The organism is Nostoc sp. UHCC 0870 (assembly GCF_022063185.1).
Classification (GTDB): Bacteria; Cyanobacteriota; Cyanobacteriia; order Cyanobacteriales; family Nostocaceae; genus Trichormus.
This window is the reverse complement of record NZ_CP091913.1, coordinates 6,022,839-6,047,962: the sequence shown is the minus strand read 5'-3', so window position 1 is coordinate 6,047,962 and position 25,124 is coordinate 6,022,839. Positions and strand designations below refer to the sequence as shown.

Genomic DNA, 25,124 nt, shown 5'->3' with positions numbered 1-25,124 from the left:
CCAACTCAACTGCAAACCGATATATTAACTAACGCAAAGATTCAAAAATTACGGTGATTGTAACTAAACAAAAAAGCATGATTCCCAATGGTAAAAATAAATGTTGTAAAACATAAACTAGTATGGGAATGATGTTTAAACCCCCTAAAGCATGAGAAAGAGCATAGACAATAGAAAAGCCAAGAAACATTAACAAGAAGTATTTCAATGACCTAGAAGTAACACGAAATAGGATGGTATCTTGATTTGTGTTCATAATGCACTCCTGGAAATAGTTGGAGAAAAATACAGAAGCCTGAATTTAGGATTAATCTAATTACTGGATTCTGAATTCTGACTCCTGAATTGTGATTTCTGACTCTGGTTGCTGCTTTTGATAGTTTCGTCTTTCTAAAACAACTATCAATTGAAATGCGGCAAATAACATTAACAACAGCATCAACAAAGAACCAAAGCCAGAGTATTTATTGATTTCTCGCTCAACACCACATTTGAGACAAACGTATCTATTAGGGTTTTTGGTATCTTGAGCAAATGGGCAATAACTATGATTGCAATCGTGACGACAATCTTGATTCAACATTATTGAACCTCCTGTAGGGTGGAAACTTACACACTATTTGTAAACACTCTCTACAGAATCTAGTTAGTTAATCTTTATTGCCTATTTAGTAACCGCTACTTTTATTCAGTTTTGCTAGATAATATTGGTTATTCAGTTATGACTGCTCAGTATTCAATTAAAAGTAGTAGCGATTTATATATTTCCTCAACCACATTCACTTGGCAATTAACCTAACTTGCCTGTATTAATTACAAGAGTAATACAGTTTGATTTACTTTGCAGTCGGATTCAGTAAGTTAAGTATTTTCCACTTGGTAGGAAAAAGTAGTTTGTGGTATGTGGGTGAGGCGAGAAACAGTGAAAATATGAGTATAATGAACCAACAATGATACAGACGATGATCGATGGGTGCAGAAGAAGCCTTAGAGCTTTTGGACAGGTTGGTTTTTGATCACACAGGGAAGCATCTAGATATAGTTCAAAGAATCATCTTGCGTTCTGCGTGGGAGGATAAAAAACAGACATATCAAGATATGGCTGACCTTTGTGGGTACACAGAAGCACATTTAAAAGCAGTTGGTGCGGAACTGTGGCATATACTTTCAGATGTACTGGGGGAAAAAGTCTCGAAATCTACTTTTCGTGTAGCTGCGGAGAGATGCGGGAAATCGCCACAATCCTCAAGAACGACACCTATTTTAAATTCAGCCGTCAATAATGGCAAGCCACAAGAACCAGATTACAACTTTGTGGGACGCGATCGCGAAATCGCTGAACTTAATTCTCTAGTCAATTCTGGTGCAAAAATTATTCTGATTCAAGGTAAAGGTGGTGTCGGTAAAACTACCTTAGCACGTAGGTATCTTAAAACTCAGGGTTTTTATCTTTTAGAACTGTGGATGGCGAAAGAACCCCAAAACATCGGTTCTGTGGAAAGTGTAGTTGAGGAATGGTTGAGGGGACACTTTAACGAAGAACCCGGTAAGGAATTTGGGATTAATCTTGACCGACTGCGGCGCAAACTCCGGGATGAAACTAGAAAAACAGGTGTATTAATTGACAATCTGGAATCAGCCTTAGATAAAAACGGCTGTATTATACCTGAGCGTCGTCTCTATATAGAACTATTGAGAGTCTTAGCAGATCCCACAATCGAATCAGTCACACTTATTACTAGTCGGGAACGCCTCTACGAGTCTGGAGTTGATGTCAAATTTTATGCCCTCAAAGGGTTGGATGAGTCGGCTTGGCAACAATTTTTTGCAATTCGTCACATTAAAGGGAGTTTAACCGCACGCAGTGAAATGTGGCAAGCCTTTGGTGGTAATGCGAAGGCGATGCAAATTATCAGTGGCGTAATTATGACGGATTTTGAAGGGGATGCAGATGTTTATTGGCGCGAAAATCGGGATGATTTATTAATTGAAAGAGAGTTAGAACATTTAGTTTCTAGTCAATTTGACCGTTTACAACAAATGGATAGGGAGGCTTATAAACTTCTTTGTCGATTGGGGTGCTATCGTTATCAAGATGTAAATCATGTTGGTATCCAAGGACTCCAGGGTTTACTCTGGGATGTACCAGAACAACAATCAAAAAGAGTCATTAAATCTTTATTAGACCGTTTATTGATAGAATTTCGTAAAGGCAAATACTGGCTACATCCAGTGATTTGTACGGAAGCGATCGCCAGATTGCGGCAAAGCGGAGAATGGGAAATTACTAATCGCAAAGCGGCAGAGTTTTGGAATAATAGTGTTACGAAAGTTGAAGACCATCAAAATGCACTGATGGCACTAGAAGCTTATCATCACTATATGGAAATTGGTGATTTTGAGCAAGCAGCCAATGTGATTATTCAAGGTAGGCAAAATAGATGGGATAGTTTTCTATCTTTGGGTGTATTGTTTACTAGGGTCGGTTTGTTAGAAACATTGATTGCTGTGATCAATCCCCTAATTCAGAACTTAAATTCTGAGTGTCATCTGAGCATACTGCATAATATCTTAGGACGAGCTTATCACCAAATTGGTAACATTTCCGGGGCGATGGATTGTCACCATAAAGCCAGTGAGATAGCCACAAAATGTGATTTTTTTCAAGAGAAAGTATCAAGTATTTTTAATTTAGGTCTTTGTTATATAGATTTATGGGAGGTTGAACGAGCTAGTTATATTTTACACTCAGTAAAAAGCCTCGTAGCCAACAACAGAAATTATTACCAATATGTTGTGTATGCTCTATGTTGTTTAGCTTATTTAGAATCTTCTGGGACTCAAAATGACCATGTAAATTCTATGTTAGAAGAGATAATTGGGGGATTAAACAATGAAAAATTAACCTCTTGGGGTCGAGGAGTCAGCTTATTATTTATTAGCTTAACTTATAAAAACTTAGGACAAATAGAAACTGCCTTAGAACACTGTAATGAAGCAATTACCCATTGTCGATATAATGAGTTTTCTTTTTTAGAAGCGAGAGCTATATCTTGTTTAGCGTCTTTGTATCGAGAGCAAGGAGAGTTTGCAGTAGCGATAAATAAGCATCGAGAAGCTATTACTAGCATGACCAAGGTTTCTGATAAGTGTAACTTAGCTAAAGCATACTATCAGTTAGGTTTAACTTATCAAAGAATCGGTGAAATAAAAGAGAGCCAGGATAATTTTAACCGAGCGATCGCGCTTTTTCACGATATGCCAGCACCTAAACAAGTTGAGAAAGTTAGAATAGCAATGTCAAAGTAGTCAAGTCGCTATGCTCCAATTCAAAATTCAAAATTCAAAATTCAAAATTGAAGACTTATGACCAAGCCACCAGATAACCACATTAAAATTGATCCAGCAACTCTAGTTTTAATTGCGTCTGCTTTAATACTTTTACCCTTACTGTTTTCTGGATTTTTCTGGCAATAAAATCAGCCAAAAAATTTCCTAACAAAGCGCAGAGAGGCAATAATAACATCTATCCGGCGTTGGTTTTTAGATGCAGTTTGGACTTCATCTAATATTTTCTGCATTTCATTTAAATTTTCTTGATTTATGCCAATAATAGTTGAGCGCAGAATTGCAGACCTCACACTATCAAGAGCTTTTTTGCATTCCTTCTCAGCTTCCCTTAACTTCTTTGCTTGTTCCCAATTACTGTCCATGCGTGCATTTGTCACTTCAAATTGCAACTGCGGCAAAATATTTTCTAAATCTGATGTTGTCTGATGAAGTTGTTCTATATTTATTTCTGGGTCAGAAGTAATTTTTAACTGAGAAACTATAGCTTGTAATTTATCGACTATTTCATCATTAGTTAACATAAACGAATTCCTCAACACAACATAATCCTATTTAATTCAATACAGATTTCAATACACCTCATAAACCTGTCACCTGTCACCTGTCACCTGTCCCCTATCTATCTATCTATCTATCTATCTATATTTCTTGACATAATTTTGGTTGTGATAGCTGTGTTCTTCTATTTTTAATAGAAACTTCCCGAATAAAATCTCGCAAAGTTGGGTCTTCATTAATCGCACTTTCTAAAGTTTTCATCTTTGTCAAAACTGAACTATAATCTCTACCAGTTAGATTAGCTGTCACCCCTATAATTTGAGTAACTCTAGTAGCAATTACTTCAAAATTTAAATTTGCATAATCATCAATCAGCTTTGATAGTTTGCGTCCAGTATCCGCAGCTATTACAAGTTTAGATATAGACTCTTCTATGATTTGTTTTTCAGCAGCATTCACAGCTAACCACTCATCTATTTGTTCTGCAACTTGGCGTTTAATTTCTTGTGGATTTGTCTGTGCAGATAATTCTGGATTGTTGTATTGTTTACGGAGTTGATTTAACCTTAAGCTAATAAGTACCCGTTGTGGATCATTTGGTTTTGGTGGTCTAGATTGAATCTGCTTGGCTAAAAGTAACATTTTCACAGTTAAGCATCTCGCTGGCTGTGCAGTTCGTGCCACTATTTTAGAACTACCATAATCAATATTCTCAAGATTTTGAAATATCTCTAAAGCTGTGTCATATTCTGCTGTTAAATTTTCTAACTCTTGTTCAAATTCTGATGGGGGTTTATCTGTTTCATCGTCTTGGGTAATAATTTTATTGACTTCGCTGATGTCTCTAAAATCAATACTAAGGTCTGTCAGTAACTCTTCCGTAATTAAATCACGAGATACAGAAGTTTCTATTGGTACATTAGTCAGGGTGTAAATTTCCTTAACTGATGTCATCGCTTCCATGACTTGATAATGAAATTTCTCCGCAGTTAGTCGTAGCATCGTCCTTCTTTGAGGTGTGCAACTGCTGAGAGTCAAGCTTATGGTTATAGTTATCGTTAATGTACAAAGTTTGATTAAAGATTTTTTTTTAACATATTTTTCATTCACAAATAAATCAGCCGATTGTACCTATAAACATGAAGAAAAAACCAGCTTAATTTATTAATTAGATGTATTACCTATGCTTGTCAACTTTTTGACCGAATAACTTAGTAATTTGTAATTATTCTGGGGCTTCAAAAGCAGCACGTTTGTAGTAAGGACTTTATTCCTGATTTTGAAAAAGGACTAAAGTCCTTACTACGAACCGTCAATAGTTAAAAGCTATAGAGGATTTTTGACTTTTGACTTCTGCGTAGCGGTACTAGTACAGCACGGCGTAAATAAACATACCATTCAAAATCTCTGAAAACCTTATGCTGTATTCATTTTGAATTTTGAATTTTGAATTTTGAATTTTGAATTCCGCCTTGCGGTACTAGTTTCTTATTCCTACTGCTTAGGGAGGACTTGCTGCAATGCTTCTATGAGTCGGTCAACACTTTCTGGACGACTATTAAAACCCATTAGTCCCACACGCCAGACTTGACCGGCTAATTCACCTAAACCGCCGCCAACTTCAATATTATGTTCGTTGAGTAATTGCCGTGCAACTGCTTTACCATCCACGCCAGCCGGAATACGCACAGTGGTAAGGGTGGGTAAGCGATATTCTCGTTCTACGTGCAGACTTAATCCTATATCTTCTAAACGTTGCCACAAATATTCTACGTTCTTTTGGTGGCGTTGCCAGCAGTTTGCTAGTCCTTCTTCAGCAATTAAACGCAATGCTTCCCGCAGTCCATAATATAAGTTAACCGGGGCTGTGTGATGATATACGCGTTCACTCCCCCAATACTTACCCAGTAAATTCATATCCAAATACCAGTTTGCTACCTTGGTGGAGCGTTTTTGCAATTTTTCCATTGCGCGGGGACTCATGGTAAAAGGAGACGCACCTGGGGAACAACCTAAGCCTTTTTGACTGCAACTATAGGCTAAATCTACTCCCCAAGCATCTAAAAATATGGGGACACCGCCTAAACTTGTGACTGTATCTATTAATAGAAGTGTGCCAAATTCCTGACACAATTCACTTACTCCCTCTAATGGTTGACGTGCGCCGGTGGAAGTTTCAGCATGAACTAAAGCCAAAATTGCTGGACGATGAGTTTCTAAGGCGGTGCGGAGTTCTTCTAGTGAGAAAACTTGTCCCCAAGGTTTGGTAATACTGCGGACATCTGCGCCATATCTTCCCGCCATATCTACCAGACGATTACCAAAATAACCAGCGACACCAATTAACACTACATCACCGGGTTCTACCGCATTGGCAATAGTGGCTTCCATTGCAGCTGAACCTGTACCACTAACAGCAATGGTGAGGGGGTTTTCAGTTTGCCAAACGTAGCGTAGCAGAGATTGAATTTCATCCATCAAAGCTAAGAAAGCTGGGTCAAGATGCCCTACTGGAGAGGTACTCATCGCTTGCAGAACTGTGGGATGAGCGTTAGAAGGGCCTGGCCCTAGTAGCAGACGGGTGGGAATTTCTAGGGGTTGGAGTTGTAAGCGTTGATTGTCATTAATGGCAATTGTCTGGGTCATGATTTTCGCCTCAGTGGTACTTACCGGATCATAAAGCGATCGCACGACCGATTTTTGACTCTGCCTTGAGATTATCTTTTTCTATTACCAAAGGCATATTCTACTACAGTCAGTGTCTAAAACCTCTCATTGGCAAGAAGCAGCAACCAGAACAAAGTTTTACATTTTGCCCAGCAGTATGTATTCAAGTAATGAGCAAACAACGTTCTAGCTTAAAACCCCTACAGGGGGCTAATCGGTCAATTAGACGCAGACTCAATATTCAAGGCGAACTTGCCCTAGTTGCAGCACCAACTTTGATAGTGTTGATTGTGATGTTCTTGGTAGAAACTCTCAGCCAGCAGCGATTGTTATTTGCTTCTCTGGCTTCCAGTGCATTTCTGATTTATTTAGATCCTCTTCATGGTACAAATACTGTACGTACCCTGGTTCTTGCCCAAATGATGGCAGCAACTATCGGGTCTATCACCTATTTTGTCCTAGGTGGGGGCTATCTTTCTGGGGGACTGGCGATGGTAATTGCGATCGCATTAATGATTATATTAGATGCAATGCACCCCCCAGCCGTTTCTACTTCCCTGAGTTTTGCTTTAAAAGCTGGTAATGTCGATAATCTACTTTTATTTGCCCTAGCCGTTGGGATTACAGTAACTTTGGTAGGATTAGAGCGTTATTGTCTCTGGATAGTAGCACATTACAGCCACCACTAAAGAAGTCAAAAGATTATTATTTAACTTCCCAGTCCCCAATCCCCAATATCCAATTATGCTTGCAGGTAAACGTCCCAATAATTTAGGTGTACGCGAAGGTAAGTTAGCCGCTTGTCCTAGTTCGCCTAATTGTGTTTCCAGTCAAAGTTCAGATGCAGTTCACCAAATTGCACCCTTGAATTTTACTTCAACACCAGAAACTGCGATCGCTAATCTCAAAACAATCATTCAGTCCTTACCCAGAACCAAAATTATTACTGAAACCCAAGATTATTTATATGCAGAATTTCAAAGTGCCTTATTGGGATTTGTAGATGATGTAGAGTTTTATCTTGACCGCAATGCTAATGTAATTCATGTGCGATCAGCTTCCCGTTTAGGTCAAAGCGATTTAGGCGTTAATCGTCAACGCATTGAGACAATTAGAGCCAAGTTTAATTAAAAGGGAGATAACCCGCATTTCTCACAAACAGTAGGGGCGGGTTCACAGATATGCTCGAATCATTCACGAATATTTTGCTCAAAGAGTCCCTACGGACTCTGGACTGAGGTGGTAATAATTGGTGAGAAATCCGGGATAAGGGAGACAAGGGAGACAAACAAAAAACTTCTTTTTATCTTCCCCAGTCCCCAGTCTCCAGTCCCCAATCCCCAGTCCCTACTTTAAACTGACTGTACTACGGAGATGCCCATTATTAGCAAATCGCTCTTGCAGAATTTGCCGATAAACTTCTTCATAACCATCAGTCATGGCTTGGAGACTAAAACGGTTTTGGACATACTCCCGACAAGCATAACGGTCTAAATCTGCAACTTTAGCGATCGCACTAACGCACTCTTCGACATCATTGCACAGGAAACCCGTTTTACCGTGGGCAATTACTTCTGTAGTTGAGCCAAGTTTAATAGCGATAACTGGTGTACCTGAAGCCATTGATTCAACCATGACTAAACCAAATGGTTCTCGCCAGGTGATGGGGAATAACGTTGCTACTGCGCCTCCCATCAGGATATTTTTTTGTGTATGATTGGCTTCGCCTAAATACTCGATTTGCTGACCATCAATTAATGGTTTAACTTCTTTTTCAAAATATTCCACATCAACAACGTCTACTTTGCCGGCTATTTTTAATCGCCAACCAGCTTTTTTAGCAATTTCTATGGCTAAATGTGTGCCTTTTTCTGGAGATATCCGACCTAAAAATGTTAGATATGGCGGTTCATCTGGTTGGGGATAAAACTTATAACTACTAACATCAATGCCGTTGTAAACTGTTCCTACATAATTGAGTCCTAATCTGAGTTCCCGTTGGGCATCAGAAATACTCACAAAAGGCTGACTTTTTGCATACTGAAACATTTTTTCATTGTCAGGGGTAAAAATGCCATGTAGAGTATTAACAGTAGGCGTTTTTACCAGTTTGGTATAAGACAATGATGCACAGCCCATGTGTGAGTGAATAATGTCAAATTCGTCTGCACGTTCATATACTGAACCTAGTTGTAGCATTTCGTAAATGCCATATTCTTTGATACTAGAATCAAGCCTGAGCGCACGGGGATGAACTGATGCTAGCTTGGCTGAAGTGATAGAATCTCCTGAAGCAAATAGTGTTACTTCGTGTCCTCGTCGGACTAACTCATCAGTTAATAACCCCACTACTAACTCTATACCGCCATACGCTGGCGGGGGTACTCTCTCCCATAATGGGGCTATTTGAGCAATTCTCATCACAAACCTCCGACAAAATAAGATTTGAATAGGTGTGTTTGTTTATCGTTTCCAGCGTGCTTGCGATTAGTTTAGGTCGCACTAGAAACTATTTTTTAACACCAATTTTAAAAATTCAGTACCCCTAAATCTTATGCTTTAAATTCTTAATTACTCGTCTATCCTAGTAGGGAAATCACCCTATTCCTTATACAGGATATTTGTCTTATGATTAATGTTTTATGTACATTGCAAATAGGATTCGATAATTTACAAAAATAATCACATTTGTAGATAAGTGGCATTGTAATTTCTCTCCGGCATCATTACACCAGGTAAATCTAAATTATTGGAGTAAAAATTCAGGTATTTTTATTAGTAAAAACTTTAAAATTAACGAATTGGATAGTATATTGTATTCATGAGACTTTTATTGACGTGTTTTCGCTTCTTTACTCGTTCAAAGCCTTAAAATACAGGTCTTGTGACTTTTGAATTTTGACCCTGAGCGTAACCAAGGTATTGACTTTTGACTTCCACCTTGCGGTACACCGTCTTTACAGAAAATCTATTGACCAATTATTTCTTCACAGATTACTAGTGCAGGAAGCTATAATATTGACGTTTGCTGTCAAGTCGAATATATTTTATACTGCCATACTTAAGAATAATAAAAACGTGAATATATCTTCGTCTCAAAAAAAAACCGTTTGTCACATGGCAGGCGGTTTTCTCAGTAGTCATGTTTATATTTATGTACCTACCCATTCTGGTACTAGGGTTTTATAGCTTCAACCAATCACCCTACAGTGCCACTTGGCAAGGCTTCACTCTCGATTGGTACACCAAATTGTTAAGTGACGATCGCATTCTCTCAGCCTTAAAAAATAGTTTAATCGTCGCCATGTTTGCGGTGAGTGTCTCCGCAGTCATAGGAACTTTGATGGCGGTAGGCTTGGCGCGTTATCAGTTTTTTGGGAAAAAGCTATATCGTGGTATTGCTTACCTACCCTTAATTATTCCCGATATTGCGATCGCAGTTGCTACCCTCGTTTTTCTTGCAGCCTTCGCTATCCCCTTGAGTTTATGGACAATTGTGGCTGCTCATATAGTATTTTGTATAGCTTATATCGGATTAGTCGTTTCTTCCCGACTAACTAATTTAGATCCCCACCTGGAAGAAGCAGCATTAGATTTAGGTGCTACACCAGTACAAGCTTTTATTCAAGTATTACTACCGCAATTAATGCCAGGAATTGTAGCAGGTTGTTTACTAGCATTCGTCCTCAGCTTGGATGACTTTCTTATCTCTAGTTTTACCGCCGGTAGCGGTTACAACACCCTACCAATAGAAATTTTTAGTCGTATTAAAACAGGCGTTAAACCTGATATTAATGCCTTGAGTGTTTTATTAATTGTCGCTTCTGCAATGGTTGCTGTCATAGCTGAATCAATTCGCGCCTTGGGAGATAAGAGGGAATAGGGGACAGGGGACAGGTGACAGGTGACAGGTGACAGGGGACAGGGGACAGATTCTTAACCCGCGCAGGCGGGTTTTGTTTGTGTAGTTGCGACTTCCAGTCGCTCAGAACTATATTTATTCACAAGCAGAAAGCAAATGTGAGATATTTTTTGAAGTATATCCTTGCGATTCCAATAGAGAAATAACTTTATTCAGTTCAGTTTCTAGATGCTGCTGACTACGAAATTGAGCCAATAGTGCTTGTTGAATAGGTTTAACAATTCGTCTTATTTGTTCCTGATTCAGTTCCTCATCTTTTGGGTATTCTGTAATAAAATTATGGGTAATAAACAGTTCAGAACCATTAATAACACCAGTTGTAAATACTTGTTTGATCTGTTCACAAGTTTTGAAAATAAATCGCTTAGTGCTATATTTCAAAATTACTGGATCTAGTATATAAACCACTGGAATTTCTTCAATATTTTTATCTAACAAAGAATGCCTATTAATTAAATCATTTAAAGTTTGCAGTAAATGACTATCGGTTAACAATTGCCGACTATCTTGTAGCAATTGATTCCATAAGGCTGTATTGCGTCTGATAGCCACCCAATAAATCAAATTTATCTCTGCTTGTGAAAGTGCTTGAAATTGTCCATCTAAGAAATCAGTTGTGACTTCATCAACAAAAATTGATAGCGTCATAAAGTTTGATATATCACCACCAAATACACTAGTAATACTCCCAACAATTCTTCTGAGAATCCACGGGTTGTTATAACGCCGGCTAAGTTCTTCTATTTCACTATCTGTACCTGACAAACCTTCTGCTTTTAAAAATTCTTGTGCATCTTTATACGTTAACCCTCCCAATCTTTTGGAGTAAACAAATTGACCTTCTAATATTTCAATATTTTTAGGTCTTCTTCTACTCAGCAATAATAAACAGCTTTTGTGAAATTCTTTAGCAACTCTCTCTACAAATAAATTATAGTTTGTATAATCTTCACTATGATTGTCAATAATTTCTTCCCAACCATCCAGCACTATCAAACATCTTTGACGATGTAAATGCTGCATGATTTGCTCAATATTGCCTGTTTCTTGTTCACAATTGCCTGTTTCTTGTTTACATCTAGATAAACATTGCACAAGTTTTATCAATGTTTCTGAAAATGGAGGTGCTGATTGTAGAGGTAGCCAAATTACGAAATCATATCTGTTAGCAATTTCATTTCTTTCTACTAAATGGCGAACTAAGGCACTTTTACCAACTCCTCCCATGCCATAAACTGTAACTAATCGACAGTTTTGTGTGATGATATGTTGCTGAAGTTCAGCTAATTCTTGGATGCGTCCATAAAACCTAGCGAGAGGAGGTGCTTCGCTCAAATCCTTATTGGTATCTGCTTCATTTTCTTTGATCTCTTCCCAGTTCAAATTCAAAACTTGACAAAAGACCTGAAAATTAGTACAGTTGATCCTTTTTCCTTCCTTAAATCGTCTCCAAGTCGATAATGATACAGCGTATGATTCGACATTATCCCAGTCTGGATGCGGTTCTAAAATTTTACTGGCTTCCTTAAGAAATATTTCTTCCACATCCCAACCTGGTTCAATCCATCCTTTTTCCTTAATTCTGTCTTTTCTAGCTTGTTCAATTTTTTTAATCCTAGCTTCCTTGATAAGTTGTTTTCCACGTTTAGAAGGTTGATATGACATAAATTTCCTAGTATTTGCAGACAATTTACACGATGCAATTGCAGGTTAATCAGTCTTGTTCGGGATTATTTCGCTCTGGTGTTTCGTCCAATTCAAAGCCATATTGATTGGGGCTAATTTCCTTAACTTTGACTAAAACACCCACACCTGTAACTAACTTGCGATCGCCATCTTCAAAACTTACTTCTGCATTAGTAGAACCTGAAGCAGAGAAGTTAGGGCTTTCCAATGTTGTGTATATATTTAAACGATTTGGCTTACTATTAGCCTTCAATGCTTTAATAAATACCTGCGCTGCATCATAAGCACTCATACTTCTCCATGTAATGCTATTTATCCAACCAAGTTCTTCAGCTTTTGTTTGAAACTGACCCCGAACATTAGCATTTTTGATGTGAGAAAATACGGCAATCACCATATCATTAGGATATTGTTTAAGCTCTTCTAATTCAGGATTTTTATATAAAACATCCCCTGCTAAAATCAGGATTCTCTTATCTGCTGATTTAATAATCTCTTTTGCTATAGAGGAATCCCGTCTGCTGGTAAATAATATGATTGTATTTGCTTGCATGGTTGCTACTTTGTCTTGGCAAATATTTGATTCCTCTGCTAAATCACAATCCACAATATATTGTTCAGGTTCTACCTTTCTTGTCCATAAGTAATTATAAAATTCTCGTCTGAGAGAATTACTATATTTATCTTCTTTATCAGAGTTATAAACAAGAATTGCTTTCTTCTTTTCCGTATTATTCTGCAACTTCTTCAACATACGTTCAGCTAAATCACCAGCAGCAGTCTTATCATTAGAAGCTGTACGAAAAACGTATTTATTTAAATCTTCATTTCGATTAGTACGATGAGGCTTTCTAATCGCAGTGCTTGTGGGTGAAATCAACACAAGTTTTTCATCATTAAGTGTGTCTGCTCCATAAATATTTCCTGCTTCCCAAGTCTTGGTACTTGTATAATGACCAATAACTCCTAGTATTTTACTTTGCTTAAAATAACTATCACCAGGAATATTATTTTTAGAAATATATTTAGCTATTTTTTCGTTAGTAATGTGATCCGAATGACTATGAATATTATTTTCTTTGGCTATCAGAACTTGAAATAATAGTTTCTTCTCGTCGAGAGATTGGGCTACACCACGCAATATTTCTAATGCAGTCTCACGAGTATCACCGTCGCCTGGAGGAATCACGACTGCAATTGTGGGTAGACTGCGGTTAGTTTGAGCAACTTTGGCGTTATATGCGTAAATTACTGTCTCTGGATCAAATTCACACTGATTGTCGTGAAATGCCTCTTTAGCATCGTTGAAATGTTTTTGAGCCTCACCGAAATCCTTGGATTTTTTTAAGGCTTCTATACCTTGTTTTTTATAACCGTAAGCTATTGAGCAATTTTGACTGATCTTATCATTGGCAGGAATTAATTCGTCTTCTCCCCGGCTAAAATATTTAGCATCAGGTGGTGATGGTGGATTAATGAAGTAGTGTACAGCAGCTAAAATCGCCATTCCTAATAACAATGTCAAGATAAACTTTATGATCGAACGCCAAGGTTGAAGAAGTCGCACTACCCGATCAATAAACATCCTCAACCAAGAAACTAGAGGATGCCGATCTTGTTTAATACCAGGGGGCTTTACAGTTTTTTCAGTTTCATGTTTAGCAGATAAAATATCAAGAACCGCTTGAGCAGATTGAGGACGTTGTTCTTGTTCTTCTCTGAGCATTTCATCTAAGGCTGTTTCAAAACGCTTGTCACCTAATTTCACAAGTGATTTCCAACTTGAATTCTGAAGACGCTGATGAAGCTCATGAGTATCTGTAATTCCTGTTAATAAACAAATACAAGTTGCAGCTAAAGAATATAAATCTGATGCAGGGGATAATGTTTCATGACGTAATTGCTCAGGCGATGCAAACGCGTGAGTTCGGGGATACATTGTTGTATCATCTCGTAATCCTTCTGCTATCTGTTTAACTGCACCAAAATCTATTAGATATAACCTTCCATCTGTACTACAGTGTATGATATTGGCAGGCTTAATATCTCTATGTAGGTATGTATATTGATTATTACCTTCATAATTATGGATATACTTAAGTATATTTAAAATTTCGTTGAGAATGTTGATAACTTCATGCTCTGCAAATCTTTTCTTCTGCTTGAGTTCCTGATCTAAATCAGATCCTTCAATATAATCGTGTACTAAGTAAAAAAACTCCTGAATTAATTGTGATTCCTCTCCAACGTCTATCGTAAAATGATCTAAAAGTTTGGGAATTTGTGGATGTCTTAGGTTGTCCAAAATATTTGCTTCTCTGGCAAACATTCTTCTTATCTGATCGAGTCTTCCTTGTGGATTTTGTGGATGTAACTGTTTAATTACACGTATCTTATCTGGAAAGCTAATATCTTTAGCTTTAAAAGTTCTACCAAATCCGCCGCTTCCTAATAACTCTATAGCTACAAAACGCCCCTGTAAAATCAATGGCATTCCACAACTAGGACAACATATTTCTTTCCCAGAGCGTGCATTTATATCTTCATCTGAAATAGTATTTTCAGGTTGTGGACAACTTGGACGAGTGCAGTAAACTTCCATTGATTAACCTCTGAAATTTAGTTGAAATTACATCTTGATAAGAATATATTTTAGAGTTGTGTGAAAAGTCTGTTTCTTTGTCATGTTGTAGCTTGCTGCGACCTAGGAGTATGCAGTCCTGAGCAAAGCGAAGGACTCCAGTCAACATGACATTTTTATCCCTCCTGAAACTTTTCAAACAACCTCTTAGATATCTAGAAAGCCTCGATATCTTCAGATACCTGACTTCTTTGATTAATGGGGTATCTAATTGATAATTTTTATACAAGCGGTCATAATATTAAAACCAAAGATTATATAGGTAAAAGCTGATCGGTAGGCTAGTAAAAATTAGATTAATTTACGCTTGCTTTTTCAGAATTATTACTCACGTAAGTATTTTAGTATAATAATTCTTTTCCTAACATCTTGCAAGTAATGTTTTTTGTAAAAGATAATAAACTTTGAAGAGAAAAAAATGAGCATTTCACAACCCCAACTTTTTTAATCAAGTCAGGTTATTTACACAATCTTGTTTATCGAAAAGTTGGGTCTAATACCAATTCGCAATGGACTAACGTCCCGCTCCGCTAACGCAACGATGCTCCCGCCCCGCTCCGCTAACGCAATTCGCAATTAAAAAACTTAGATGCAGCAAAGCTTTCAGGGGTTACATCTGTATCAAGGTTTTTGTGAATTGGTATAAGGGACTTCCAGATAAAAAAATATCCAAACTGTAGGGTGCGTCAGTGCGATAGAAACTAACTATACTCAGAAACTATTCATCCTGACGCACCCTACCCAACCATCAATTGCGGATAATTTATTTTTTGTTGTTCTCTAAGTTAAAAGTAGTTCTAACTACTCCCACAAAAACATCGCCATTCTGCTCGTTATGGTTTGGTGATGTTAGCCAAATGAAACCAGGCGTAATACTGATATTGTCGTTGATTTGATACCGATAAAACCCTTCAATGTGAAGTCCTGTATCGGGATCACGACGAGGTAAACCAGATAACTGTGCAGAAGAACCAGTTAATTTAGGCTGCATCCCCACAATGATCCCGCCCAAATTATCCTTTTTACCCAAATCAGGAAAGGCTAGAGTCACAGCCCAGTTCCAAATATCAGCATTACCTTTGACATCGCCAGTTAAAGCCCGCGCATTGGTATAGCCTACCCATCCACCAACTTGCAGTCCATTATTAATTTTGACATTCGTTTCAATCCCATAGGAATTAGAGGAAACTTTTCTACCGCCCAAGTTGGAGGCTAAACTACCAGTATTATGTCCTAAACCGTTCTCGTTGTAAGCATTGACGTAAGTGAAGGCAATTTTGGTATCTGTGTTCTTTTTGGCGTTGGCGTTGGGATAAAATATAATCTGTCCCAACAGACCATATTTACCGTTAAAAAGGCCGCTACTAGGGTTGTTGGCATTACCGGCTAAATAAAACATCTCTGCTTTGAAATTCCCGTTTGGGTTAAAAGTTATACCTAAACCCGTATCTCCACCTTCGCGGTAGATTGCATTGTATCGACCGAAGCGAGAAATAGTAGCATCTGCATCGCTTTGGAGGAGAGGATTAATCACATCTGCATCATCAAGGTAAGTATTAGAACCAGTACCAACTAAAACTCTGATTGTCTCACCTAAAGGAAAATAATACTCCAGCTTACTGAGGAAAACATCATTAGTTGTATTACTACCCGATTGGAAGCTTAAACGAGTCTCATTTCCAGGTGCGATGGGATTAACCACATTACTCGCCTGAAGTCTTACACGCAGCCGATCTTTTCCAGTAAAGCTGGTATCAAAGTTAAGGCGCACCCGACTAGAAAACGTGAGATTACTTTCATCCCCATTTCCACTACGGCTAGCATCCCCAAAAGCATCTGTTGCAGCAAATATTATCTGACCATTAAGTTTTGTGGTGGTGGAAAACTTTTGTTGCTCTATCTGTTCGGTACGTGCTTCCAAAGCATCAACTCTACCCCTCAATGTAGTAAGTTCTGTAGAAAATTTCTCTTGTAGCTTTTGCAAAGTCGCCAAATCTTCTTGAGTAACCAAGTCTACAATATCAGCACTCAGGCGTTGACTAACTTTGTCTATGCAAGTATTTAAGGCGGCTGCAAACTCAAAGCGAGTCATGGCGCGATTTCCTTGGAAAGTCCCATCTGGGTATCCCGCCAGACAACCATAACGCTCGACTAGAGACTGTAACGCTTGAAATGCCCAATCAGTCGGTTGCACATCAGAAAGCTGATTCACCGAGGTAACAGGTGCAGCATCTAGTTGAGCATATTGATTAATTTTTGGAAGGGAATCAGTGCTTTTATCAGTGGTTGAAACTGGTGGAGAATCTTCAGCATTAACCTTTGCTAAGGGAGTTAATAGCAAAATGAATACAGCAACAATTAACTTCCGAGGAACTATAAAAAAATTAAACATTTTTTATCCTAGCAGTAGTAGTGGGTCAAGTTTAAATTGATGGATAAGCAAGTTCGTAGTAAGGACTTTAGTCCTTAACAAAATCAGAACTAGATTACAATTTATTAATTAGTAAAAATAATATCACAAACATAATTCATTTCGTCGATTAAATTTTAGCTTTAGCTATAGCGATTCTCGCTTTAGTGAGGTACAAGAAACCCACCGCCAACCTCCTAAGAGCAAGCAATGAGAGGGCTATGATATACCTCATTTAGGAAAGGCTATATATATTCAACCCTTAAATTCAAAACATTCAATATTGTCAAAATGAAATTTTCTTTAAAATAGCTGACTACATAAATAACTCAATTATCTAGTTATTTATGTAGTCATGGAAAACTTTCATTATATTTAACGAATCGCTTATTTATCTTCTAGGAAAATAATCACCTCCATCTCCATAAAAGTACAAAAAGTAAGTTGAGCAGAGATTATGCCTTCCGACATCATAAGTTCCGTTACTGTAAACAGCTTTAACATCATAAACGCATTGATTGCTGTTATCATGAAATTTTATTGTTGTCGATTCGCCACTCAATAGGGCTGAATTAAGAATATTTGACCCCCAAGTATCAGATTTTTGTGAAGAGACATAGAAACGAGTAATTCTTAATTCATTGTTGTTGTATACTACGAAATCACGGATATCATTTGCTAGAGTCCTCTGTCCAGCTATTGGTAACATTGGCAATGTCAAAGCAGTAGCTATAAAAGTATTACGAACTAACTTGGAAAGCATTTGGTACTTCTCCTTAGATTGAGAATGAATTTCAGGATGTAAATAAAATCAGGCTAATCAGCGTGAAACTAAACAAAGCCCCGGAAATGTTGGGTTTTGTTCCTCAATTCAACCTACATATAACTCACTGTGGCTTACTGGATTTGAGAAATATTGCGATCCAAATACCAGGGTTATTTATTAATAAACACCAGGATTTGAGTAACGGATTTGTTCAGGATAGACACGAAAAGAATCAAAGAAATCAATGGATTCTCTGGTGAACTTATTTGTTGTTATAGCTCCCATAAAATAAAGACGCTGATTAACTGCAAAGGCACGATATTTACCCAGCGTGCCATCGGCGTGTTGCATTGTTAGTTCTAAGCCAGGATATCCTTCAATTTGATAATTATTCGTTCTAATCACTAGGCCAGTACGACCAATAGTTTCCAGCATTGAACTATGCAAAACTTGCCGAGTTTGTGAAGGAGTTAACTGAGTAGCTGCTTCTGAATACTTGGACAAAATTGTGTATACGGTGTTGGTAATAGAACTTACAGATGTTAATTGATCGTTTGTATTGTTTGTAACTGTACCTGGCATCTTAATTGTGTAATCCCTGTCTGGCCCCCTATAGGTATCGTTTTGAGTAATTACATTTGGCTGTTTAGGTCTCTGGTTGCTAAGATTAATAGTTACCGTCTCGTTTACAGAGATGGGTGGCTTAACCAAGGCAGTTGCTGGGTTGTGGATGCCAACAGACATTGTTGTCAATGTTATCGCAATGGCTGTTAGTGTATTTTTAGGTGACATAACCTGATCCTCTTTTCCGTGTTAAGTTGATATTCTGCTGTGCGACTCCTTTTCTTAGTGCCTTACCATTCAGTCCAAATGAGTTGCACTCGCATTGCTTTTGATACAAAGTATAATGTTGAGAAAAAAGGAAAGATAGGATCAGCAAAATGTTCAGTTTTTCTGTTTTGGATCAGATAACAGTTCACTTAAGGATCAGTTTTCCCATAATGGCTAATGACTGCGTTGCTTATGCTTGCTTAAATGAATGCAGCCCTAAATATCACTTGAATTTATTTGTATCAAAATTACCAAATTTTACCAAAGTGGTTTTAAATTTAAAATAATGCCAGTAAATTATATTTTTATACTTAGTGAATAAACACCTATCTGTACCCGAATAGGTTTATAAACAATCACTATATTCAAATACTATTGACAAGTTAAACGGCTTAGTTATATTATTATTTTATTCATAAAAATATGGTTGCTAATATGTAGAGTAACCATTAGAAAGTAACAAATGAATCAAAATGTTTGATATGTATCTTTTCATAGCAGTATATATCAAGCAATCATAAAGTTTTATTTGTTTCAATATCAGTTTCCCATTCAATAATATTGGGGCTAACTTTGGAAAATATGCTCTCCTCACCTCATTATGCAAATTTGCCAAAATCCCAATTGCTCAAATCCATTCAATCCTGATAGCAATAAATTTTGCATGACTTGCGGACAAAGCAGCTTTGGCCAATTGCTGAGAAACCGCTATCGTGTATTGTGGCTATTAGGTGAAGGTGGTTTTAGTAAAACTTATGCAGCTGAAGACGTAGACAGATTAAATGCGCCTTGCGTCATCAAACAATTTTTCCCCCAAGTTCGGGGAACAGGACAACGTAGCAAAGCAGCCGAATTCTTTAAAGAAGAAGCCTTTCGGTTATATGAACTGGGTGAAAATCATAGTCAAATTCCCAGATTATTGGCTTACTTTGAACAAGGTTCAAGCTTATATTTGGTACAGGAATTTATTCAAGGGCAAACTCTCTTACAAGAGGTGCAGCAACAACCCTTTGATGAGGGGAAAATTCGACAAGTTTTATTTGATTTGTTACCAGTTTTAGATTTTATTCACTCTTGTAATGTAATCCACCGGGATATTAAGCCAGAAAATATTATTCGTAGTGATAGTGATGGCAAACTAGTATTAATAGATTTTGGTGGTGCTAAACAAGTTACACAAACTAGTATAGCTAGACAAGCAACAGTTATTTATACCCTTGGTTATGCCCCAACGGAACAGATGGCGGGGTTTGCTTGTCCTGCTAGTGATTTATATGCTTTGGGTGTAACTTGTGTGCGTCTTTTAACTCAATGTTTGCCCTACCAAAATCTTTACGGACATATTGATGATGGTCTTTATGATCCGATGAATGCTAAGTGGTTGTGGCAAGATTATTTAGAGAAAAAAGGTATTGTTGTTAGTGATAATTTAAGCAAAGTTTTAGATAAATTAATTCAACATTTACCTAATGATCGATATCAATCAGCGATAGAAGCTTTAAATGATTTAAAAGGTACAACTCTACCTGATATTGAAACGCAAATATTATTAGTTAATCAACCGACACTAGTACCATTACCACCAACCTTACAAAAAACTAAAATACCACTACCACCTTTAAAAACCTGTGAGTTTGATGTGGTGACAATAGATACAGGTGGAAGAGAAGTAAATCGCGATCGCAATATTGCCCAATTCTTTATAGAAGACATCAGCAAAGACATCACTTTGGAAATGGTAGAAGTTCCAGGGGGTGCATTCATGATGGGTTCACCCAACTTTGAAGGAGATGCTGACGAACGCCCACAACATGAAGTAGCGATCGCACCTTTCTTTATGGGCAAGTATCCGATTACACAAGCCCAATGGCGATCGGTCGCGGCTTTACCCAAAATCAAGCAACCCCTAAATCCTTATCCTTCTAAATTTAAAGGTCAAAATCGACCAGTGGAAAATGTATCTTGGCATGAAGCTGTAGAATTTTGTGCCAGACTCTCAGACAAAACTGGGCGTGAGTATCGTTTACCCAGCGAAGCAGAATGGGAATACGCCTGTCGCGCTGATACAACTACATCTTTTCACTTTGGCGAAACCATCACCTCTGAGTTAGTTAACTTTAGCAGTGGCGACAGTTACAGCACAGAAGCCAAAAACCGCCATCGGAAGGAAACAACTGATGTAGGTAGTTTTCGGGTAGCCAACGCCTTTGGATTGTATGATATGCACGGGTTAGTGTGGGAATGGTGTGCTGACCCTTGGCACAACAATTATAATGGCGCACCCACCAACGGTAGTGTGTGGGAGGAAGGCGGTGATATATATCGGCGAGTTTTGCGCGGTGGTTCTTGGAACTTTGGTGCAGAATTATGTCGCAGTGCTAGCCGCAGTTGGAATGAGTCAGACGGGGGATTAAGAATTTGTGGGTTTCGGGTGGTTATTAGTCAGTAAAATTCTTGTTATCAAGTTCGTAGTAAGGACTTTAGTCCTCTCTTCGTTCTCTTCTCCTAACGGGAGACGCTACGCGAACGAGAGGCTACGACACGCTACGCGTTGGCGTAGGGAAAAAATAAGGACTGAAGTCCTTACTACAAACCTTCCTTAGATAATGCTGTAACTAAGATTTGATTTTGCTCATCAGTGCCAACGGTGATGCGTAGTTTATCATCTAGTCCTGGCTGTGGGAAATAGCGGATGAGAATTTTTTGTGCTTTGAGTTTTTGGTAGAGATATTCGGCGTTATTTTGAGGTGGTTGGACTAATAAGAAGTTGGTTTGAGAATCCCACACGCGAAAGCCTAATTGCTTTAAGTCTTGCGTTAACTTGTGGCGTGAGGCTTTAATTTTGGCGATGCAGGCATTTTTATAAGCTTGGTCAGTGATAGCAGCAGTACCAACTGCACAGGCGATCGCATCAATGTTATAACTATCCTTGACTTTAAACAATCCTGGCAATAATTTGGGATTGGCAATGCCAAAGCCTAAGCGTAATCCCGCTAAGGAATAACCTTTAGATAGGGTTCTAATCACCATCACATTTTCGTATTCCTGCACCAAATCCAACGCATTCTCATCAGCGAAGTCTGCATATGCTTCATCAATTACCAATACCCCAGACAAACTACTCGCTAGTTTTCGTAAGTCATCTTTCGAGACAATATGACCAGAAGGACTATTTGGTGAGGCAATAAATGTTACAGCCCCATTTGCGGCAATTAATTCTGCAACGGGTAAACTGTAGTTTTCTGCATAAGGAATCTCCAGAATTTCCGCCGCCTGCATCTCAGTTAATGTGCGATATAACACATAGGTCGGCATGGGATAAACTACCTTGCGTCCAGGTTCAGCACAGGCGCGAATGACGATACTCAAAACTTCATCGCTACCATTACCGACAATTACCCAATCACTGGGAACTCCTAAAACTTGACTGACAGCTTGGCGAAATTGTCCGCCAAAGGGTTCTGGATATCGCCGTAACGATTCACCATCAATAGTTCGCAGTGCTTCTAATGCTGCTGGTGAGGGGGGATAGGGGTTTTCGTTACTGTTAAGTTTAATGATTTGTGTACCCCGTGGGGGCTGTTCCCCAGGAATGTAGCTAGCCATTGCGTTAACGTTGGCGCGGAAGTAGTTGGACATGGTGATATTCTTTCATTTTTAAACGCAGAGGGGCGCGGAGGTTCACGCGGAGGGGAGGGGAGGTTTTATTCGCATGATGGAAAGCCTCTATACCGCTAAAAACCTTTGAATTACGTCTTGACTTAGTTCTTCGGTTGAACCAGAGGCTACAATAGCACCTTTTTGCATGGCGTAGTAATAATCGGCTTGGCGGACAAAGTGTAAGTGTTGTTCTACTAGTAAGACAGAAATGCCTGTGGTTTCGATGATGCGACGGACGGCTGCTTCAATTTCGAGGATGATGGAGGGTTGAATCCCTTCAGTGGGTTCATCTAAGACGAGTAGTTGAGGCTGTCCCATTAAAGCACGCGCGATCGCTAGTTGTTGTTGTTGTCCACCACTTAAATCACCACCCATCCGCGACAACATGGTTTTTAACACCGGAAATAAGCTAAAAATCTCTTCGGGAATTTCGACTTTTTTAACCTGTTTCTGTCTAGCTTCTAATCCCAATAGGAGATTCTCTTTAACTGTTAAACGCGGAATAATTTCTCGTCCTTGGGGAACATAACCAATCCCCAGCTTTGCCCTTTGGTCTGGTGATTTGGAGTTGATTAAATTCCCGGCTAAGTTAATAGTACCACTGCGAGGTTTGAGTAATCCAATAATGGATTTGAGTAGGGTTGTTTTACCTACACCATTACGTCCAATTAGGCATACCATTTGCCCATTTGGTACAGTTAAATCTACGTTGCGGAGAATATGGCTTTCACCGTAGTAAACGTTAAGGTTAGATATGTTTAGCATTTGTTAATAGTCATTAGTGTATCTCTCCTATTCCCACTGTCACCTGTCACCTGTCACCTGTCACCTATCACTGCTGTCCTAGATAAACTTCAATCACACGGGGGTCATTTTGGACTTCTTCAAAATTACCTTCGCAGAGTACCGAACCTTCATGTAAAACTGTGACCTTTTTGGCGATTTGGCGGACAAATTCCATATCATGTTCAATGACTAAAATTGAATGACTCTGCGCTAATGTTAAAAGTAGTTCGCCAATATTATAGGTTTCTTCATCAGTTAAACCTGCGACTGGTTCATCAACAAGTAATAAATCTGGGGACTGTCCTACTAACATCCCAATTTCTAAACGTTGCTTTTCTCCATGAGATAATAACGCGGCGGGGATGTCTGCTTTAGGAGTTAAACCAATGGTTTCTAATAAACCTTTAATACTATTTTTTTCAGTAGAATGAGAACGCCCCAACAATGTAGAAAAAACACTTTTATTGCGGTTGCTGGTAATTTCTAAATTTTCCCGTGGGGTTAGGTTGAGATAAACTCTAGGTGTTTGGAATTTACGCCCAATCCCCCGCCGTGCAATTTGATGTTCAGGTAGAGAACGCAGGTTTTTTCCTTTAAATAAAACTCGTCCTATAGTTGGTTGGACTTTACCTGTAATTACATCCAGAAATGTGGTTTTACCCGCACCATTAGGGCCAATTACTACTCGCAATTCACCCACATCCATACTAAAATTTAGTTGGTTGATGGCTTTAAAACCGTCAAAACTCACCGTAACGTTTTCAGTTTCCAAGATTTTGCCGTTCATGTTGCACTTCTGGGTCTTCTTCTAAGCTGGGATATGTAGAAATTTGTTGAGGACGTTTGAAAAGGGCAATGTTTTGACTACGCAACCATCCGACTAGTCCGTCAGGAAGGACTGTCACGACTATTAAAAATAATGCGCCTTGGAAAAATAGCCAGATTTCGGCAAATTGTTCACTTAAAAAAGTACGGGCATAATTAACTAATAAAGTCCCCACTATTGCCCCGATTAATGTAGCACGTCCGCCCACAGCTACCCAAATCACCATTTCAATGGAAAAAGCAATATCCATTGCCCTGGGTGAGACAGAACCACTTTGTAGGGTGTAAAATGCTCCTGCTATGCCTGCGATCGCACCTGAAACTGCAAAGACTAAGGTTTTAAAATCTGTAGGGTCATAGCCAGAGAACCTTACGCGGCTTTCATCGTCTCGAATAGCTATTAGAAGTCGTCCAAAGCGTCCACTTGTCAACCAGCGACAAATCCCGTAGGTAGCGGCGAGAAAAAATACTGTAAGGATATAGAAAATAAATTTTGTTTGCGGAGTATTGACATTTGCACCAAACAGAGTTTTGAAGTCTATCAGTCCATTTGTCCCGTTGAAAAATTGTTGTTGACCGTTAAAAAAGTTAAAAAATACAATAATTGCAGCTTGGGTCAGAATTGAAAAATAAACTCCCTTAATCCGATTGCGAAATACTAAATATCCCAGCAACCCCGCCAGCAAGCCTGGAACTATCACCACAGCCGCTACTGTTATGGGAAAAGAATAAAAAGGTCGCCAAAACCAGGGAAGTTCAGTTACACCATACAACCCCATGAAATCAGGTAACTCACCCTCTGGGATTTGCAGCTTCAGGTACATTGCGATCGCATATCCACCCAGACCAAAGAATATACCATGTCCCAAACTGAGTAACCCAGTATAACCCCAAATCAAGTCAATCCCCAACGCCACGATCGCCAGTGACAAAAATCGCCCCAACAAATTCAAGCGAAACTCTGACAGCACCAATGGCATAATTAAAATTAGGATAAGTGCGATCGCTACCACCACCCCAACCTCAATTAATATTAACCGTCCTCCCTTCTTCATCCTCTGCGCCCTCCGCGTCTCTGCGT

General features: G+C 38.6%; 20 protein-coding genes. 5 read left to right on the top strand and 15 right to left on the bottom strand.

Annotation, left to right across the window (positions count from 1 at the left end):
- Window positions 1–28: 28 nt before the first annotated feature.
- A complete protein-coding gene (locus tag L6494_RS25635) occupies window positions 29–256 on the bottom strand; it encodes a hypothetical protein (protein ID WP_237990577.1) in 228 nt (75 codons plus the stop codon).
- Window positions 257–316: 60 nt separating this feature from the next.
- Window positions 317–583 (bottom strand): hypothetical protein, encoded by a 267-nt coding sequence (locus L6494_RS25630; RefSeq protein WP_237990575.1) that lies wholly within the window; start codon window positions 581–583, stop codon window positions 317–319.
- Between the two features lie 386 nt (window positions 584–969).
- On the opposite strand from L6494_RS25630, the gene L6494_RS25625 reads away from it, so the two are divergent.
- Window positions 970–3,309, top strand: a complete 2,340-nt coding sequence (locus L6494_RS25625) for a tetratricopeptide repeat protein (protein ID WP_237990573.1) — start codon at window positions 970–972, stop codon at window positions 3,307–3,309.
- 170 nt (window positions 3,310–3,479) lie between these two features.
- Here the strand turns inward: L6494_RS25625 and L6494_RS25620 are convergent, their stop codons facing one another.
- The 3 genes from L6494_RS25620 to L6494_RS25610 form a co-directional block, all read right to left on the bottom strand.
- Window positions 3,480–3,872 carry a hypothetical protein gene (locus L6494_RS25620; protein WP_237990571.1) on the bottom strand — a complete coding sequence of 131 codons (393 nt, stop codon included), beginning with the start codon at window positions 3,870–3,872 and terminating at the stop codon, window positions 3,480–3,482.
- 118 nt (window positions 3,873–3,990) lie between these two features.
- A complete protein-coding gene (locus L6494_RS25615) occupies window positions 3,991–4,851 on the bottom strand; it encodes a hypothetical protein (protein ID WP_237990569.1) in 861 nt (286 codons plus the stop codon).
- Window positions 4,852–5,343: 492 nt separating this feature from the next.
- The gene (locus L6494_RS25610; protein WP_237990567.1) at window positions 5,344–6,495 is read right to left on the bottom strand and encodes an alanine--glyoxylate aminotransferase family protein; all 1,152 of its coding nucleotides are present in this window, start codon (window positions 6,493–6,495) and stop codon (window positions 5,344–5,346) included.
- Between the two features lie 65 nt (window positions 6,496–6,560).
- On the opposite strand from L6494_RS25610, the gene L6494_RS25605 reads away from it, so the two are divergent.
- Both L6494_RS25605 and L6494_RS25600 read left to right on the top strand, forming a co-directional pair.
- Window positions 6,561–7,205, top strand: a complete 645-nt coding sequence (locus L6494_RS25605; RefSeq protein WP_330911053.1) for an HPP family protein — start codon at window positions 6,561–6,563, stop codon at window positions 7,203–7,205.
- 52 nt (window positions 7,206–7,257) lie between these two features.
- Entirely contained in the window at window positions 7,258–7,647 is a 390-nt protein-coding gene (locus L6494_RS25600) for a DUF1499 domain-containing protein (RefSeq protein ID WP_237996280.1), read from the top strand.
- 216 nt (window positions 7,648–7,863) lie between these two features.
- Here the strand turns inward: L6494_RS25600 and L6494_RS25595 are convergent, their stop codons facing one another.
- A complete protein-coding gene (locus tag L6494_RS25595) occupies window positions 7,864–8,937 on the bottom strand; it encodes a glycosyltransferase family 4 protein (RefSeq protein ID WP_237990565.1) in 1,074 nt (357 codons plus the stop codon).
- Window positions 8,938–9,658: 721 nt separating this feature from the next.
- Between L6494_RS25595 and L6494_RS25590 the strand changes: the two genes are divergently transcribed.
- The gene (locus L6494_RS25590) at window positions 9,659–10,399 is read left to right on the top strand and encodes an ABC transporter permease (RefSeq protein ID WP_330911052.1); all 741 of its coding nucleotides are present in this window, start codon (window positions 9,659–9,661) and stop codon (window positions 10,397–10,399) included.
- 114 nt (window positions 10,400–10,513) lie between these two features.
- Here the strand turns inward: L6494_RS25590 and L6494_RS25585 are convergent, their stop codons facing one another.
- From L6494_RS25585 to L6494_RS25565, 5 genes are all read right to left on the bottom strand, one after another.
- Window positions 10,514–12,103: an NB-ARC domain-containing protein gene (locus tag L6494_RS25585; protein WP_237990564.1), complete on the bottom strand. Its 1,590-nt coding sequence runs from the start codon at window positions 12,101–12,103 to the stop codon at window positions 10,514–10,516.
- Window positions 12,104–12,152: 49 nt separating this feature from the next.
- Entirely contained in the window at window positions 12,153–14,726 is a 2,574-nt protein-coding gene (locus L6494_RS25580) for a bifunctional serine/threonine-protein kinase/ABC transporter substrate-binding protein (RefSeq protein ID WP_237990562.1), read from the bottom strand.
- An 802-nt stretch (window positions 14,727–15,528) separates the two neighbouring features.
- Window positions 15,529–17,157, bottom strand: coding sequence for an iron uptake porin (locus L6494_RS25575; RefSeq protein WP_237990561.1), 1,629 nt, complete (start codon window positions 17,155–17,157; stop codon window positions 15,529–15,531).
- A gap of 409 nt (window positions 17,158–17,566) precedes the next feature.
- A complete protein-coding gene (locus tag L6494_RS25570) occupies window positions 17,567–17,938 on the bottom strand; it encodes a hypothetical protein (RefSeq protein ID WP_237990560.1) in 372 nt (123 codons plus the stop codon).
- A 180-nt stretch (window positions 17,939–18,118) separates the two neighbouring features.
- Window positions 18,119–18,733 (bottom strand): hypothetical protein, encoded by a 615-nt coding sequence (locus L6494_RS25565; RefSeq protein WP_237990559.1) that lies wholly within the window; start codon window positions 18,731–18,733, stop codon window positions 18,119–18,121.
- A 640-nt stretch (window positions 18,734–19,373) separates the two neighbouring features.
- Here L6494_RS25565 and L6494_RS25560 point away from each other — a divergent pair.
- A complete protein-coding gene (locus L6494_RS25560) occupies window positions 19,374–21,221 on the top strand; it encodes a bifunctional serine/threonine-protein kinase/formylglycine-generating enzyme family protein (RefSeq protein ID WP_237990558.1) in 1,848 nt (615 codons plus the stop codon).
- 137 nt (window positions 21,222–21,358) lie between these two features.
- On the opposite strand, the gene hisC is transcribed toward L6494_RS25560, so the two are convergent.
- From hisC to urtC, 4 genes are all read right to left on the bottom strand, one after another.
- Entirely contained in the window at window positions 21,359–22,411 is a 1,053-nt protein-coding gene (gene hisC, locus L6494_RS25555) for a histidinol-phosphate transaminase (RefSeq protein WP_237990557.1), read from the bottom strand.
- Window positions 22,412–22,498: 87 nt separating this feature from the next.
- Entirely contained in the window at window positions 22,499–23,197 is a 699-nt protein-coding gene (gene urtE, locus L6494_RS25550; protein ID WP_237990556.1) for an urea ABC transporter ATP-binding subunit UrtE, read from the bottom strand.
- 67 nt (window positions 23,198–23,264) lie between these two features.
- A complete protein-coding gene (gene urtD / locus L6494_RS25545) occupies window positions 23,265–24,005 on the bottom strand; it encodes an urea ABC transporter ATP-binding protein UrtD (RefSeq protein WP_237990554.1) in 741 nt (246 codons plus the stop codon).
- Window positions 23,980–25,098, bottom strand: a complete 1,119-nt coding sequence (urtC, locus tag L6494_RS25540; protein WP_237990553.1) for an urea ABC transporter permease subunit UrtC — start codon at window positions 25,096–25,098, stop codon at window positions 23,980–23,982. The genes urtD and urtC overlap by 26 nt, the downstream gene beginning before the upstream one ends.
- Window positions 25,099–25,124: the final 26 nt, after the last annotated feature.

Bases quoted from the DNA above. Each gene is read 5' to 3' on its own strand.
- urtE (WP_237990556.1), bottom strand. From the start codon at position 23,197: ATGCTAAACATATCTAACCTTAACGTTTACTACGGTGAAAGCCATATT.
- L6494_RS25635 (WP_237990577.1), bottom strand. From the start codon at position 256: ATGAACACAAATCAAGATACCATCCTATTTCGTGTTACTTCTAGGTCA.
- L6494_RS25625 (WP_237990573.1), top strand. From the start codon at position 970: ATGGGTGCAGAAGAAGCCTTAGAGCTTTTGGACAGGTTGGTTTTTGAT.
- L6494_RS25615 (WP_237990569.1), bottom strand. From the start codon at position 4,851: ATGCTACGACTAACTGCGGAGAAATTTCATTATCAAGTCATGGAAGCG.
- L6494_RS25610 (WP_237990567.1), bottom strand. From the start codon at position 6,495: ATGACCCAGACAATTGCCATTAATGACAATCAACGCTTACAACTCCAA.
- L6494_RS25570 (WP_237990560.1), bottom strand. From the start codon at position 17,938: ATGCTTTCCAAGTTAGTTCGTAATACTTTTATAGCTACTGCTTTGACA.
- L6494_RS25630 (WP_237990575.1), bottom strand. From the start codon at position 583: ATGTTGAATCAAGATTGTCGTCACGATTGCAATCATAGTTATTGCCCA.
- L6494_RS25580 (WP_237990562.1), bottom strand. From the start codon at position 14,726: ATGGAAGTTTACTGCACTCGTCCAAGTTGTCCACAACCTGAAAATACT.
- L6494_RS25585 (WP_237990564.1), bottom strand. From the start codon at position 12,103: ATGTCATATCAACCTTCTAAACGTGGAAAACAACTTATCAAGGAAGCT.
- L6494_RS25590 (WP_330911052.1), top strand. From the start codon at position 9,659: ATGTTTATATTTATGTACCTACCCATTCTGGTACTAGGGTTTTATAGC.
- hisC (WP_237990557.1), bottom strand. From the start codon at position 22,411: ATGTCCAACTACTTCCGCGCCAACGTTAACGCAATGGCTAGCTACATT.
- L6494_RS25575 (WP_237990561.1), bottom strand. From the start codon at position 17,157: ATGTTTAATTTTTTTATAGTTCCTCGGAAGTTAATTGTTGCTGTATTC.
- L6494_RS25565 (WP_237990559.1), bottom strand. From the start codon at position 18,733: ATGTCACCTAAAAATACACTAACAGCCATTGCGATAACATTGACAACA.
- urtC (WP_237990553.1), bottom strand. From the start codon at position 25,098: ATGAAGAAGGGAGGACGGTTAATATTAATTGAGGTTGGGGTGGTGGTA.
- urtD (WP_237990554.1), bottom strand. From the start codon at position 24,005: ATGAACGGCAAAATCTTGGAAACTGAAAACGTTACGGTGAGTTTTGAC.
- L6494_RS25595 (WP_237990565.1), bottom strand. From the start codon at position 8,937: ATGAGAATTGCTCAAATAGCCCCATTATGGGAGAGAGTACCCCCGCCA.
- L6494_RS25560 (WP_237990558.1), top strand. From the start codon at position 19,374: ATGCAAATTTGCCAAAATCCCAATTGCTCAAATCCATTCAATCCTGAT.
- L6494_RS25620 (WP_237990571.1), bottom strand. From the start codon at position 3,872: ATGTTAACTAATGATGAAATAGTCGATAAATTACAAGCTATAGTTTCT.